The sequence below is a fragment of the Pseudomonas tructae genome, assembly GCF_004214895.1.
Lineage (GTDB): Bacteria > Pseudomonadota > Gammaproteobacteria > Pseudomonadales > Pseudomonadaceae > Aquipseudomonas > Aquipseudomonas tructae.
This window is the reverse complement of record NZ_CP035952.1, coordinates 4264750-4279301: the sequence shown is the minus strand read 5'-3', so window position 1 is coordinate 4279301 and position 14552 is coordinate 4264750. Positions and strand designations below refer to the sequence as shown.

Below are 14552 nucleotides of genomic sequence, written 5' to 3'. Positions count from 1 at the left end.
ACTGATCACCGTGGCCTTGATCTGTCGCTAGAATCCGGCGCTTGTGCCCCCTTTTCTACAAGGTTCATGCTGATGGCATCGCTGATCTTCCTGCTGACCATTACCCTGGTGATCTGGCAGCCCCGTGGCCTGGGCGTTGGCTGGAGCGCCACTGGCGGCGCGTTGCTGGCATTGCTGTGCGGGGTGGTGCAGTGGAGCGACATCCCGGTGGTCTGGCAGATCATCTGGAACGCCACCGGCACTTTCATCGCCCTGATCATCATCAGCCTGCTGCTCGATGCCGCTGGCTTCTTTGCCTGGGCGGCGCTGCATGTGGCGCGCTGGGGGCGTGGCAGTGGCCGGCGCTTGTTCTGCTATATCGTGCTGCTGGGGGCGCTGGTCTCGGCGCTGTTCGCCAATGACGGCGCGGCGCTGATCCTGACCCCGATCGTGGTGGCCATGCTCCTGGCCCTGCGTTTCAGTCCGGCGGCAACCCTGGCCTTTGTCATGGCCGCAGGCTTTATTGCTGACACCGCCAGCTTGCCACTGGTGGTCTCGAACCTGGTCAACATCGTCTCTGCCGACTTCTTCGGCATTGGCTTCAACCGCTATGCGGCGGTGATGGTGCCGGTCAACATGGTTGCGGTGGCGGCTACCCTGGCGGTGCTGCGGTGGTACTTTCGCCGCGATATCCCGCGCAACTATGACCCCCTGCAACTGGATGCGCCGCGTAGCGTGGTGCAGGATCCTGCGACCTTTGTCGCCGGCTGGCTGGTGCTGTTGATCCTGCTGCTGGGGTGTTTTGCCCTGGAGCCGCTGGGCATCCCCATCAGCGCGATTTCGGCGGTGTGTGCCCTGGTGTTGCTGCTGGTGGCGGCGCGCGGGCATAAAATCTCTACCCGCAAGGTGCTCAAGGAGGCGCCCTGGCACATCGTGGTGTTCTCCCTGGGGATGTACCTGGTGGTTTACGGCCTGCGCAATGCCGGGCTGACCGACTACCTGGCCGGCTGGCTCGACGGCTTTGCCGCAGGCGGGGTATGGGGCGCGGCGTTGGGCACCGGGCTGCTGACTGCGCTGTTGTCGTCGATCATGAACAACCTGCCGACGGTGCTGATCGGCGCCTTGTCGATCGATGCCAGCGCTGCTACCGGAGTGGTCAAGGAGGCGATGATCTACGCCAACGTGATCGGCAGCGACCTGGGGCCGAAGATCACCCCGATCGGCAGCCTGGCGACTTTGCTGTGGTTGCATGTGCTGGAGCGCAAGGGGGTGAAGATTGGCTGGGGGTATTACTTCAAGGTCGGGATCGTGCTGACGCTGCCGGTGCTGTTGCTGACCCTGGTGGCGCTGGCGTTGCGTTTGACTGTGGTTTAGGGACCTCATCGCGGGGCAAGCCCGCTCCTACCGTGGGAGCGGGCTTGCCCCGCGATCGCAAACCCACACACCCTTTACCCGGGAAGATTGGGCCAGAGGTCAGACACCAGAAACAAGCGCTCCGCTTCCTCCCACTCGCCACGCTCGGTCTCGACCAGCCTCACCAGCAACTGTGCCGGTGCCAACGGGTCCAGGGCCTGCAGCCAGGTGTCGAAGCGCTGCGTCGACCAGCAGTCCTGCGCCGGATAGCAAGCCGGTGCCAGCCAGGCAAGGCGCGGCAATGGCTGCCAGCGACCGGGAGTGCTCTGTGCGCGGAACGCCGGCCAATCACGCTGATGCAACCAGAGCCCACGCAAATGCTGCGAATTGGCTCCGCGTGGCGGCTCGGCCTGCCCCGGCCAGGGGTACAGCAGGTAGCCGCCCAACCACAATTGCGCATTGAACTGTTCGATCTTAAGCGCCGCCAGCGCTTCACGGCTTTCAGCGCGGGCGGAAATCGGCAACTGGTGTTCGGCCAGGTGCGCAAGCTTGCGGTCCAGACGATCATGGCAACCCGGCCCCAGCCATTGCGCGGGGTTGTCGCCTACGCCGTTCTGCGGCCCCAGGTACAGCTTGATCGCCAGCTCCAGGTGGTGCACACCGTCACGGTCGCGCAGCAGCAGGTCGAGCTCGCCCAGGGTGTGCCCGCCGTTGCGGATCGGCAGGTTGGCGGCCAGCAGGGTGACGCCGGGGGCATGCTGCAGGGCGAACTGCCATAGACGTTCGTAGTACAAACCCAGGCGCCGGGTGCTGGCCTGGGCCAGCCAGTGCAGCAGGGCGTGGCTGTTGCGGTCTTGCTCGAGCAGCCATTGCCGCAAGCGATCCGGCTCGCTGACCCAGGCGCTGGCCGCCAGCGGATGCCGCTGCGGCCAAGGCGTGTCGCGCAGCATCGGCGGGGCGAGGATGACCCAGGCCAGGTCGCGCACCTGGGGCTGGCGCAACTGGCGGGGCAGGTCGGTCAGGCTGGGGAACGGGTTCATTCAGCGAGCATAGCCGCTTAGCCTGCGGCTCTGGCGAATTTCTCCGGTGTTTGCCGCTGCCGGGCGCTTTCGCCCATAATCGAGTTCTTTGGCGAGCATCGCCTTTTTACCCGCGCAGAGCCCTGGAGCCCCATGGAGCAATTTCGCAATATCGGTATCATCGGACGGCTGGGCAGCTCCCAGGTGCTCGATACCGTTCGCCGACTGAAAAAATTCCTGCTGGCGCGGCATCTGCACGTCATCCTCGAGGACACCATCGCCGAAGTCCTGCCCGGTCACGGCCTGCAGACCTCGACCCGCAAGCTGCTGGGCGAAGTCTGCGACCTGGTGATCGTCGTCGGTGGCGACGGCAGCCTGCTGGGCGCCGCCCGCGCCCTGGCCCGGCACAATGTGCCGGTACTGGGCATCAACCGTGGCAGCCTGGGCTTTCTGACCGACATCCGCCCCGATGAGCTGGAAGTCAAAGTCGCCGAGGTGCTCGACGGCCACTATCTGGTGGAAAACCGCTTCCTGCTGCAGGCCGAAGTCCGCCGTCACGCCGAAGCCATCGGCCAGGGCGATGCCCTCAACGATGTGGTGCTGCACCCGGGCAAGTCGACGCGGATGATCGAGTTCGAAATTTACATCGACGGCCAGTTCGTCTGCAGCCAGAAGGCCGACGGCCTGATCGTCGCCACCCCGACCGGCTCCACCGCCTACGCGCTGTCGGCGGGCGGGCCGATCATGCATCCCAAGCTCGACGCCATCGTCATCGTGCCGATGTACCCGCACACCCTGTCCGGGCGGCCGATCGTGGTCGACGGCAACAGCGAGCTGAAGATCGTCGTGTCCAAGGACCTGCAGATCTACCCGCAGATCTCTTGCGATGGCCAGAACCACTTCACCTGCGCCCCCGGTGACACCATTACGGTGAACAAGAAGCCGCAGAAGCTGCGCCTGATCCACCCGCTGGATCACAATTACTATGAGGTGTGCCGGACCAAGCTCGGCTGGGGCAGCCGCCTGGGTGGTGGAGGCGAGTGATGCTCGATCCCGCTCGCAGTTTCGACCTGATCGGTGACGTGCACGGTTGTGCCCACACCCTCGAACGCCTGCTCGACGCCCTCGGCTACAAACGCCAGGGCGGCGTCTGGCGTCATCCGTCGCGCCAGGCGCTGTTCCTCGGCGACATCATCGACCGTGGCCCGCGGATTCGCGAAGCCCTGCACATCGTCCATGACATGGTCGATGCCGGCCAGGCCTACTGCATCATGGGCAACCACGAGTACAACGCCCTGGGCTGGAACACCCCGGCCTTGCCCGAAAGCGGCAAGCATTACGTGCGCGAGCATACCCCGCGCCACGGCCGGCTGATTTACGAGACCCTGACCCAGTTCGAGCAGCATCCGGGCGACTGGCATGACTTTCTCGAGTGGTTCTACGAACTGCCGTTGTTCATCGACGCCGGGCGCTTTCGCGTTGTGCACGCCTGTTGGGATGCGCGGCTGATCGAGCCGCTGCGCCAGCAATATCCGCACGGGCGCATCGACGAGCATTTCATCCAGGCCTCGGCCGTGCCGGAGAGCTTCGCCGCCACGGTCTGCAATCGCCTGTTGCGCGGCACCGACATGCGCCTGCCGGACGGTTTGACCCTGACCGGTGGCGATGGCCTGACCCGCGCGTTCTTTCGCACCAAGTTCTGGGAAGAAGACCCGCAAACCTACGGCGATATCGTCTTCCAGCCCGATGCGCTGCCCGAGCAGGTGGCCAGCGCGCCGCTCACCCACAGCCAGAAGAATGCCTTGCTGCGTTACAGCGAGGACGAGCCGATGCTGTTCGTCGGCCATTACTGGCGCAGCGGCAAACCGGCGCCGATCCGCGCCAACCTGGCCTGCCTGGACTACAGTGCGGTGCTCTACGGCAAACTGGTCGCCTATCGCCTGGATGCTGAAACCCGCATCGACCCGCGCAAGTTCGTCTGGGTCGATGTTGACCGGCCGGAGGCCAGCCAATGAGTGCAGTGGTGGTATTACGCATGCCGTTGAGTACGGACCTGAGCGGCTTTGTCGGCCTGCTGCGACGCCTGCAGGTGCCGCACCGGGTCAGCGAGGAGGGCGGCGCCCAGGTGTTGTGGGTGGCCGAGGAGATTGCCGAGGACGTGCGCCATTTGTACCAGCGCTTCCCGGAGGGCAATGCCGAGTTCGAACTGCCGGCCGACAACGCCCTGGCCGCCCCGGCGCGGCCGAGCATTGGCGAGCAGCTGCGCGCCAGCAAGGCCACTGCGGCGATCCTCCTGCTGTGCCTGATCGTCGCCGGCCTCACGGGCCTGGGCGACAACTTCGCCACCCTGAGCTGGCTGACCTTCCTCGATTTTCGCGTGCAGGGCGACTACCTGTACTTCCCCCCGCTGGCCGCAAGCCTTGCCGATGGCCAGTGGTGGCGGCTGTTCACGCCGATGCTGGTGCATTTCGGCATCCTCCACCTGGCCATGAACGGCCTGTGGTACTGGGAGCTGGGGCGGCGCATCGAGCTGCGCCAGGGCCCGTGGAACCTGCTTGGCCTGACCCTGCTGTTCAGCCTGGTGTCCAATGCCGCCCAATACCTGTTCGGTGGCCCGAGCCTGTTCGGTGGCCTGTCGGGCGTGCTCTACGGTTTGCTTGGGCATGTCTGGCTGTACCAGTGGCTGGCGCCCAACCCGGTGTATCGCATGCCCCGTGGCGTGCTGGTAATGATGCTGGTCTGGCTGCTGCTGTGCCTGTCCGGTTTGATCAGCCTGCTCGGCTTCGGCCAGATTGCCAACGCCGCCCATGTCGGCGGGCTGTTGGTCGGTTGCCTGAGCGGGCTCTTGGGCGGGGCGTTGGCCCGGCGTAAACTGACTGCTTGATTTTTGGAGACGCTATGTCCACTTTTGCGCAAATGATTGAAAACATCACCCCGGATATCTACCAGAGCCTGAAACTGGCTGTGGAACTGGGCAAATGGGCAGACGGGCGCAAGCTCACCACCGAGCAGAAAGAGCTGTCGCTGCAGGCGGTGATCGCCTGGGAACTGCAGAACCTGCCCGAGGACCAGCGTACCGGCTACATGGGCCCGCAGGAATGCGCCTCGAAGTCGGAACCGGTGCCGAACCTGCTGTTCAAGTCGGACGCGATCCATTGATCGAACTCGGCCGCGGCTCCATCAGTAAAATGTCGGCGCGCCTCGACGCGCCGGTGGTGCAGTACGCTTTTCGTCTGGGCGAGCAGGAAGTGCCGGTCAACCCCTTGATCGGCAAGACCCTGCGCCTGGAATACCTGGGTGCCATCCACTGCAGCCACTGCGGGCGCAAGACCAAGACCAGCTTCAGCCAGGGGTATTGCTACCCGTGCATGACCAAGCTGGCGCAGTGCGACGTGTGCATCATGGCCCCGGAAAAATGCCACTACGATCAGGGCACCTGCCGCGAACCTTCATGGGGCGAGCAGTTCTGCATGACCGATCATGTGGTGTACCTGGCCAACTCTTCGGGCATCAAGGTCGGCATCACCCGCGCCAGCCAGTTGCCAACCCGTTGGCTCGACCAGGGCGCAAGCCAGGCCCTGCCGATTGTGCGGGTTGCCACCCGCCAGCAATCTGGGCTGGTCGAAGACCTGTTCCGCAGCCAGGTGGCGGATCGCACCAACTGGCGCGCCCTGCTCAAGGGCGATGCCGAGGCGGTCGACCTGCTTGCTGTGCGCGAGCAACTGTTCGACAGTTGCGCCGAGGGCTTGGGCGCCTTGCAGGCGCGCTTCGGCCTGCAGGCGATCCAGCCGCTCAACGATGCCCAGGTGCTGGAGATCCGTTACCCGGTCGAGGCTTACCCGAGCAAGATCGTCAGCTTCAACCTGGACAAGAATCCCGTGGCTGAAGGCACGCTGCTAGGCATCAAGGGCCAGTACCTGATCTTCGACACCGGCGTGATCAACATTCGTAAATACACGGCGTATCAACTCGCCGTGCATCAATAAAAAGGACTGCCACATGCGTACCGAACAGCCGCAAGTGATCTATCTCAAGGACTATCAGGCCCCCGAGTACCTGATTGACGAGACCCACCTGACCTTCGAATTGTTCGAGGACCACAGCCTGGTCCACGCGCAACTGGTCATGCGCCGCAACCCGGCCCGCGGTGCAGGCCTGCCACCGCTGGTGCTCGACGGTCAGCAACTGGAGCTGATCAGCGTGGCCCTGAACGACCAGGTCCTGGGCGCTGGCGATTACCAGCAGGACGACAGTCACCTGACCGTGCAGCCGACGGCTGCGACCTTCACCCTCGACACCAGTGTGAAGATCCACCCCGAGAGCAACACCGCGCTCGAGGGCCTGTACAAGTCCGGCAGCATGTTTTGCACCCAGTGCGAGGCCGAGGGCTTTCGCAAGATCACCTACTACCTCGACCGCCCGGATGTGATGAGCAAATTCACCACCACGGTGATCGCCGAGCAGCATCGCTATCCGGTACTTTTGTCCAACGGCAACCCGATCGGCAGCGGCCCGCAGGATGACGGCCGGCACTGGGCGACCTGGGAAGACCCGTTCATGAAGCCGGCCTACCTGTTCGCCCTGGTCGCCGGTGATCTTTGGTGCGTCGAAGATAAATTCACCCGTCAGTCGGGCCGTGACGTGACCCTGCGTATCTATGTCGAGCCGGAAAACATCGACAAGTGCCAGCACGCCATGAGCAGCCTGAAGAAGTCCATGCGCTGGGACGAGGAAGTCTATGGCCGTGAGTACGACCTGGACATCTTCATGATTGTCGCAGTCAACGACTTCAACATGGGCGCCATGGAAAACAAGGGCCTGAACATCTTCAATTCCAGCTGTGTGCTGGCCCGTGCCGAAACCGCCACCGACGCGGCCCACCAGCGGGTCGAGGCGGTGGTGGCCCACGAGTACTTCCACAACTGGTCGGGCAACCGCGTGACCTGCCGCGACTGGTTCCAGCTGTCGCTCAAGGAAGGCTTCACGGTGTTCCGTGATTCGGAATTCAGCGCCGACATGAACTCGCGCACGGTCAAGCGCATCGAGGACGTCGCCTACCTGCGCACCCACCAGTTCGCCGAAGACGCCGGGCCCATGGCCCACGCCGTACGCCCGGACAGCTTCATCGAGATCTCCAACTTCTACACCCTGACCGTGTATGAGAAGGGCTCGGAAGTGGTGCGCATGGTCCGTACCCTGCTGGGCGCCGAGGGTTTCCGCAAGGGCAGCGACCTGTACTTCGAACGCCATGATGGCCAGGCCGTGACCTGCGACGATTTCATCAAGGCCATGGAAGATGCCAACGCTGTCGACCTGACCCAGTTCAAGCGCTGGTACAGCCAGGCCGGCACCCCGCGCCTGGCGGTCAGCGAGCACTACGACAGTGCCGCCCAGACCTACAGCCTGACCTTGCGTCAAAGCTGCCCGGCCACCCCGGACAAGGTCGAGAAAAAGCCTTTCGTGATCCCGGTGGAGCTGGGCCTGCTCGATGCCCAGGGCAACGACATCGCCCTGCGCCTGCAAGGCGAAACGGCTGCGGTCGGCACCTCGCGGGTGCTGTCGGTGACCGAAGCCGAGCAGACCTTCACCTTCGTCGATGTCGCCGCCAAGCCGCTGCCCTCGCTGCTGCGCGGATTCAGCGCGCCGGTCAAGCTGAGCTTCCCCTATGACCGCGACCAGCTGATGTTCCTCATGCAGCACGACAGCGATGGCTTCAATCGCTGGGAAGCGGGCCAGCAACTGTCGGTGCAAGTGCTGCAAGAGCTGATCGGCCAGCATCAGCGTGGCGAGGCCCTGGTGCTCGACCAGCGCCTGATCACCGCCCTGGGCACCGTGCTGGGCAACGAGGCGCTGGATGCGGCCATGGTCGCCGAGATGCTCTCGTTGCCGGGAGAGGCCTACCTCACCGAAATCAGCGAAGTGGCCGATGTCGATGCCATTCACGCTGCCCGCGAGTTCGCTCGTCAGCAGATCGCCGATCAGCTGTTCGACGCGCTGCTGGCCCGTTACACGACCAACCGCGAGGCATCGCGCACCACCGCCTACGTGGCCGAAGCCGAGCACTTCGCCCGCCGCAGCCTGCAGAACATCGCCCTGTCGTACCTGATGCAGAGCGGCAAGCAGCAGGTGCTGGACGCGACCCTGGAACAGTTCGACGCCTGCGATAACATGACCGAGCGCCTCACCGCCCTGGCAGTGCTGGTCAACTCGCCGTTCGAGGCCGAGCGGGCCACGGCCCTGGAGAGCTTTGCCGAGCACTTCAAGGACAACCCGCTGGTCATGGACCAGTGGTTCAGCGTGCAGGCGGCCAGCACCCTGCCGGGCGGCCTGGCGCGGGTCAAGGCGTTGATGCAGCACCCGGCGTTCACGATGAAGAACCCGAACAAGGTACGTGCCCTGGTCGGTGCCTTCGCCGGGCAGAACCTGGTCAACTTCCACGCGGCCGATGGCTCGGGCTATCGCTTCCTGGCGGACCTGGTGATCGAGCTCAATGCGCTCAATCCGCAGATCGCCTCGCGCCAACTGGCGCCGCTGACCCGCTGGCGCAAATACGACAGCGCTCGTCAGGCGTTGATGAAGGGGGAGCTTGAGCGGATTCTGGCGTCCGGTTCGCTGTCCAGTGATGTGTATGAAGTCGTGAGCAAGAGCCTGGCTTGATGGCCCTATCGCGGGGCAAGCCCGCTCCCACAGGATTTCATGAATCCTCTGTGGGAGCGGGCTTGCCCCGCGATTGTTTCCCCGCAAACCCCCCGCTTAACAAAACATAACGTCCCGTGCGTTGTCAGCCGTTTGCAATCCCCGATAGGATGGCCTTAGCTATTGCGGGGCTCTGGAACACGGTTTTTGGCAGTACCTGCATATAGATTGACCCAAAAAACAAAATAAACGGGGGACAGATCTATGACCGAGCCTTACGTGGCAGGTAGTGGCGGCGCAGCGCGCGCGCGCCCATGGGCATTGGCCGCCAGCGGATTGCTGGTGCTGGCGATGGGGTTGTGGACCGGCACGGTCGAGGCCGCTGCAAGCGAGACTCCGGACTATTCCACCCCGTCGGACAAGGCGCAAAAAAGCCTGTTGCTGGATGTCGCCAAGGCTGGCTCGCGCCTGGTCACCGTCGGTGATCGTGGCCATATCCTGTTTTCCGATGACCAGGGCAAGACCTGGACCCAGGCCAAAGTGCCGACCCGGCAACTGCTCACGGCCGTTTACTTCGTCGATGACAAGCACGGTTGGGCCGTGGGTCACGACGCGCAGATCCTCGCAAGCATCGACGGTGGCGCCACCTGGAGCAAGCAATTCGAAGACCTTTCGCGCGAAGCGCCGTTGCTCGATGTCTGGTTCAAGGACACCCAGCATGGCCTCGCGGTGGGCGCTTATGGCGCATTGCTCGAAACCACCGACGGTGGCCAGAGCTGGAACGATGTCGGCGAGCGGCTGGACAACGAAGACCAGCTGCACCTCAACGGCATCGCCATGGTGAAAGACGCCGGCCTGTTCATTGTCGGCGAGCAGGGCAGCATGTTCCGTTCAAGCGATGACGGCCAGACCTGGGAAAAGCTCGAAGGCCCTTATGAAGGCTCGCTGTTCGGTGTCACCGGCACTGCTCAGCCACGCACCTTGCTGGCCTACGGCTTGCGCGGCAACTTGTACCGTTCCAGCGATTTTGGCGATAGCTGGCAACAGATCGAATTGAAGGCTACGCGCGGCAGCCTCGAATTTGGCCTGGCAAGCGCTACGCTTCTCGATGATGGCAGCCTGGTACTCGTGGGCAATGGCGGCAGCGTGCTGCGCAGCAGCGATGACGGCCAGACCTTCAGCGTGTACAACCGCGCTGACCGCATCGCCTTGGCGGGTGTCAGCGGTCGTAACGGCGAAGGCCTGATCCTGGTCGGCCAGGGTGGCGTGCACCTGGCCTCGGCCCAGGGCGCCGAAGGAGTGCAGCCATGACCCGTCAGGAGCAGTTCAACATGAATCAGCAGCAACACCATCAGGACAAGGCGACCTTGCTTGAACGCCTGATCTTCAACAACCGCCCGGTGGTGATTCTCATCTGCCTGCTGGTCAGTGTGTTCCTGTTCTGGCAGGCCACGCAGATACGCCCGTCCACCAGCTTCGAGAAAATGATCCCGCTCGAGCATCCCTTCATCGAGAAGATGCTCGAACACCGCAATGACCTGGCCAACCTCGGCAACACCGTGCGCATTTCGGTGGAGGCCACCGATGGCGACATCTTCAGCAAGGAGTACATGGAAACCCTGCGTCAGGTGCATGACGAGGTGTTCTACATTCCCGGCGTCGACCGTTCCGGCTTGAAGTCGCTGTGGAGCCCCAGCGTGCGCTGGACCGAAGTGACCGAGGAGGGCTTTGCCGGGGGTGAAGTGATCCCGCAGACCTACAACGGTTCTGCCGACAGCCTCGACCAGTTGCGCAACAACGTGCTCAAGTCCGGGCAGGTCGGGCGGCTGGTGGCCAACAACTTCAAGTCGAGCATCATCGACATCCCGCTGCTGGAGTCCTACCCGGACCCGCAGGACCAGGGCAAGCTGATCAAGCTCGACTACCAGCAGTTCTCCCACCAGCTGGAAGAGAAGATCCGCGACAAGTTCCAGGCCCAGAACCCCCATGTGAAGGTGCATATTGTCGGCTTCGCCAAGAAGGTCGGCGACCTGATCGATGGCCTGATGATGGTGGCGATGTTCTTCGGTATCGCCCTGGTGATCACCTGGGTGCTGCTGTACTGGTTCACCTGGTGCATCCGCAGCACCATCGCCGTGCTGATCACCACCCTGGTGGCGGTGGTCTGGCAGTTGGGGCTGATGCATGCGGTGGGCTTCGGCCTTGACCCGTACTCGATGCTGGTGCCGTTCCTGATTTTCGCCATCGGCATCTCCCACGGGGTGCAGAAGATCAACGGCATCGCCTTGCAGTCCAGTGATGCCGACAACGCCCTGACCGCTGCGCGGCGAACCTTCCGGCAATTGTTCCTGCCGGGGATGATCGCCATCCTGGCCGACGCTGTGGGCTTCATCACCCTGTTGATCATCGACATCGGCGTGATCCGCGAGCTGGCCATTGGCGCTTCGATCGGTGTGGCGGTGATCGTCTTTACCAACCTGATCCTGCTGCCGGTGGCAATTTCCTATGTCGGCATCAGCAAGAAGGCCATCGAGCGCAGCAAGAAGGATGCGACCCGCGAGCATCCGTTCTGGCGCCTGCTGTCGAACTTTGCCAGTGCCAAGGTGGCGCCGGTGTCCATTGTCCTGGCCTTGCTGGCCTTCGGTGGCGGCCTCTGGTACAGCCAGAACCTGAAGATCGGCGACCTCGACCAGGGCGCGCCGGAGCTGCGTCCGGACTCGCGCTACAACCAGGACAACGCCTTCATCATCAACAACTACTCGACCAGCTCCGACGTGCTGGTGGTCATGGTCAAGACGCCGACCGAAGGCTGCTCGGTGCACTCGACCATGGCGCCGATCGACGAACTGATGTGGAAGATGGAAAACACCCCGGGGGTGCAGTCGGCGATTTCCCTGGTGACCGTGTCCAAGCAGATGATCAAGGGCATGAACGAGGGCAACCTGAAATGGGAAAGCCTGTCGCGCAACCCGGACGTGCTCAACAGCTCGATCTCCCGTGCGGACGGCCTGTACAACGCCGACTGCTCGTTGGCGCCGGTGCTGATCTTCCTCAACGACCACAAGGCCGAGACCCTCGATCGGGCGGTCAAGGCGGTGCAGGAGTTTGCCGACACCCACAACAAGGAAGGCCTGGAGTTCCTGCTCGCGGCCGGTAACGCCGGTATCGAGGCGGCCACCAACGAAGTGATCAAGTCGGCCGAGCTGACCATCCTGATCCTGGTGTACATCTGCGTAGCGGTGATGTGCATGATCACCTTCCGTTCCTTTGCCGCGACGCTGTGCATCGTCCTGCCGCTGGTGCTGACCTCGGTGCTGGGCAACGCCCTGATGGCCTTCATGGGCATCGGCGTCAAGGTTGCGACCTTGCCGGTGGTGGCGTTGGGCGTGGGCATCGGCGTGGACTATGGCATCTACATCTACAGCCGCCTGGAGAGCTTCCTGCGCGCCGGGCTGCCGCTGCAGGAAGCCTACTACCAGACCCTCAAGTCCACCGGCAAGGCGGTGTTGTTCACCGGCCTGTGCCTGGCCATCGGCGTGTGCACCTGGATCTTCTCGGCGATCAAGTTCCAGGCCGACATGGGCCTGATGCTGACCTTCATGCTGCTGTGGAACATGTTCGGCGCGCTGTGGCTGCTGCCGGCGCTGGCGCGGTTCCTGATCAAGCCGGAGAAAATGGTCGGCAAGGAGGGTGGTTCGATTTTCGCTCATTGAGGGTGACAATCGCGGGGCAAGCCCGCTCCTACACTGTGGGAGCGGGCTTGCCCCGCGATGCTTTCAGGTATCATGGGTTTTTCCTGCCAGTGATACTCCTGCAATGACAACCCTCTCCCAAGCCCTCGAATCCTGCGACATGCTCCTGATCGACGGCCTGCACGCCTTTGACTTCACGTTCGATAACACCGGCCTGCGCATCGAGCTGATGGACGGCCGCGCCTTGAAGAAATGGTCTTTCACCCCCGAGCAGATCGGCGCCGCACGGCTGGAAGGGGCCGACTGGCTGATCGCGGCCGACACGGGCGAGCATCGGCTAGTCTGTATTGATGCCATTCGGGCCAGCGAAGAGAACGACGATGACGCGCCTGCTGAAGAACCTGCTGATCGCCAGTAGCATGAGCCTGATTCTCTCGGCCCAGGCCCACGACCTGCTGGTCGGCAGCTACACCGCAGGTAGCAGCGAAGGGATCTACCGCTATCGCTTCAACAGTGACAGCGGCCAGATCGAGCCCACGCCGCTGCAGGTACTCAAGAGCGAAAACCCTTCCTGGCTGACCCTGTCGGTGGACAGGCGCCTGCTGTTCGCGGTCAATGAGAACGGTGGCGGCAACGGCCAGGTCAGCAGCTTCGCCATCGCCAAGGATGGCAGCCTCAAGGCCCTGAACCAGGTGCCAAGCCAGGGCGATGAGCCGACCCACTCCAGCCTCAGCCATGACCAGCGCTACTTGTTTGTCGCCAACTATGGCGTGCAGCCCGCGCCGGGTGGCAGCCTGAGTGTGCTGCCGGTGGACCGGCAAGGCCGTCTGCAGGCTTCGGTGCAGCAGTACCGGCACGCGCCCAGTGGCGTCGATCCGCAGCGCCAGACCGGGCCTCACGTGCATTCGGTGGTGTCATCCGACAACGGCAAGTATGTGTTTGCCAGCGACCTGGGCGCCGACAAGGTGTTTGTCTACCGCTATGACGGCGCGAGCCCCAGCCAGCCACTGAGCGCCGTCGAACCGGTAGACCTGCCACCGGGCAGTGGGCCGCGCCATCTGCTGTTTGACCGTGACGGCAAGCATGCCTACCTGACCCTGGAAATGAGCGCGCAGGTGGTGGCTTTCGATTATCGCAATGGCAAGCTGCTGGAGCTGCAGCGCCTGCCACTGACCGAGCAGACCGATGCTTCGGCCAAAGCTGCGGGTGCCTTGCACTTGTCGGCTGACGGGCGCTTTCTGTATGTCAGCAACCGCGGTACGGCCAATGAATTGCTGGTGTTTGCCGTCGATGACAAGACCGGCAAGCTGATGCAGGTGCAGCGACGCAGTGTCGAAGGGGATCACCCTCGGGAATTCACCCTCGACCCCACCGGCAAGTTCCTGCTGGTAGCCAACCAGAAGAGCAACCAGATCGTGGTATTGCGCCGCGATCCACGCACCGGCCTGTTGGGCGATACCGTGCAGAAGTTGGCCCAGGATGCCCCGTCAGACTTGAAGTTCGTCAACTGACTATCAATGGCCTTGATGTTGGCTACTGCTGCAATGAATTTCTGTGCGCCGCATCAGCGGCGTAAGTTTGAACCACGGCCCCAAGCGGCCACTTCAAACCACAGACTTCGAGGTCAGCGCCATGAACTTCAATCTTTTTTCGGTCATCGCCGCTTCTGCCATTTCCGCTTCGGTGGTTCTGCCGGCGAGTGCTCATGTCGAGCTGAGCGAGCGTAAATCGTCGACCCAGAGCTACACCCAGAAATACCTGCAACAAAGCGCCAACTTCTATGCAGCGCTGGACCATAAGTCTGCGCACTGAGGTTGTAGATTTTTCTGGTAATAGCATATAGCCATGTGTTTGAATTTGACGCTAATTTATT

General features: G+C 63.0%; 13 protein-coding genes. 12 read left to right on the top strand and 1 reads right to left on the bottom strand.

All coding sequences use genetic code 11. The annotated features are described in order from the left end of the window. The first annotated feature begins 66 nt into the window (after window positions 1–66). On the top strand, window positions 67–1353 hold the full coding sequence (locus tag EXN22_RS19495) for an arsenic transporter (RefSeq protein WP_130265610.1): 1287 nt from the start codon (window positions 67–69) through the stop codon (window positions 1351–1353). A 74-nt stretch (window positions 1354–1427) separates the two neighbouring features. On the opposite strand, the gene EXN22_RS19490 is transcribed toward EXN22_RS19495, so the two are convergent. Next, window positions 1428–2372, bottom strand: coding sequence for a DUF1853 family protein (locus tag EXN22_RS19490; RefSeq protein WP_130265609.1), 945 nt, complete (start codon window positions 2370–2372; stop codon window positions 1428–1430). Between the two features lie 132 nt (window positions 2373–2504). Between EXN22_RS19490 and EXN22_RS19485 the strand changes: the two genes are divergently transcribed. From EXN22_RS19485 to EXN22_RS19435, 11 genes are all read left to right on the top strand, one after another. After that, window positions 2505–3395: an NAD(+) kinase gene (locus EXN22_RS19485; RefSeq protein WP_130265608.1), complete on the top strand. Its 891-nt coding sequence runs from the start codon at window positions 2505–2507 to the stop codon at window positions 3393–3395. Beyond that, window positions 3395–4366, top strand: a complete 972-nt coding sequence (locus EXN22_RS19480) for a metallophosphoesterase (protein ID WP_130265607.1) — start codon at window positions 3395–3397, stop codon at window positions 4364–4366. The genes EXN22_RS19485 and EXN22_RS19480 overlap by 1 nt, the downstream gene beginning before the upstream one ends. Next, window positions 4363–5235, top strand: a complete 873-nt coding sequence (locus EXN22_RS19475; protein ID WP_130265606.1) for a rhomboid family intramembrane serine protease — start codon at window positions 4363–4365, stop codon at window positions 5233–5235. Before EXN22_RS19480 ends, EXN22_RS19475 begins: the two co-directional genes overlap by 4 nt. A gap of 14 nt (window positions 5236–5249) precedes the next feature. Then, on the top strand, window positions 5250–5510 hold the full coding sequence (locus EXN22_RS19470) for a YeaC family protein (RefSeq protein WP_130265605.1): 261 nt from the start codon (window positions 5250–5252) through the stop codon (window positions 5508–5510). Next, window positions 5507–6337 carry a DUF2797 domain-containing protein gene (locus tag EXN22_RS19465; RefSeq protein ID WP_130265604.1) on the top strand — a complete coding sequence of 277 codons (831 nt, stop codon included), beginning with the start codon at window positions 5507–5509 and terminating at the stop codon, window positions 6335–6337. The genes EXN22_RS19470 and EXN22_RS19465 overlap by 4 nt, the downstream gene beginning before the upstream one ends. A 13-nt stretch (window positions 6338–6350) precedes the next feature. Continuing rightward, a complete protein-coding gene (gene pepN / locus EXN22_RS19460) occupies window positions 6351–9008 on the top strand; it encodes an aminopeptidase N (RefSeq protein ID WP_130265603.1) in 2658 nt (885 codons plus the stop codon). A 243-nt stretch (window positions 9009–9251) separates the two neighbouring features. Continuing rightward, window positions 9252–10298 (top strand): WD40/YVTN/BNR-like repeat-containing protein, encoded by a 1047-nt coding sequence (locus EXN22_RS19455; RefSeq protein ID WP_130265602.1) that lies wholly within the window; start codon window positions 9252–9254, stop codon window positions 10296–10298. A gap of 20 nt (window positions 10299–10318) precedes the next feature. Continuing rightward, window positions 10319–12700 carry an efflux RND transporter permease subunit gene (locus tag EXN22_RS19450; protein WP_130266868.1) on the top strand — a complete coding sequence of 794 codons (2382 nt, stop codon included), beginning with the start codon at window positions 10319–10321 and terminating at the stop codon, window positions 12698–12700. A 103-nt stretch (window positions 12701–12803) separates the two neighbouring features. Further along, complete coding sequence (locus EXN22_RS19445; RefSeq protein ID WP_130265601.1) at window positions 12804–13097, top strand: DUF5629 family protein; 294 nt, start codon at window positions 12804–12806, stop codon at window positions 13095–13097. Continuing rightward, window positions 13060–14190 carry a lactonase family protein gene (locus EXN22_RS19440; protein WP_130265600.1) on the top strand — a complete coding sequence of 377 codons (1131 nt, stop codon included), beginning with the start codon at window positions 13060–13062 and terminating at the stop codon, window positions 14188–14190. The genes EXN22_RS19445 and EXN22_RS19440 overlap by 38 nt, the downstream gene beginning before the upstream one ends. Window positions 14191–14311: 121 nt before the next feature. Beyond that, window positions 14312–14491: a hypothetical protein gene (locus tag EXN22_RS19435; protein WP_130265599.1), complete on the top strand. Its 180-nt coding sequence runs from the start codon at window positions 14312–14314 to the stop codon at window positions 14489–14491. Window positions 14492–14552: the final 61 nt, after the last annotated feature.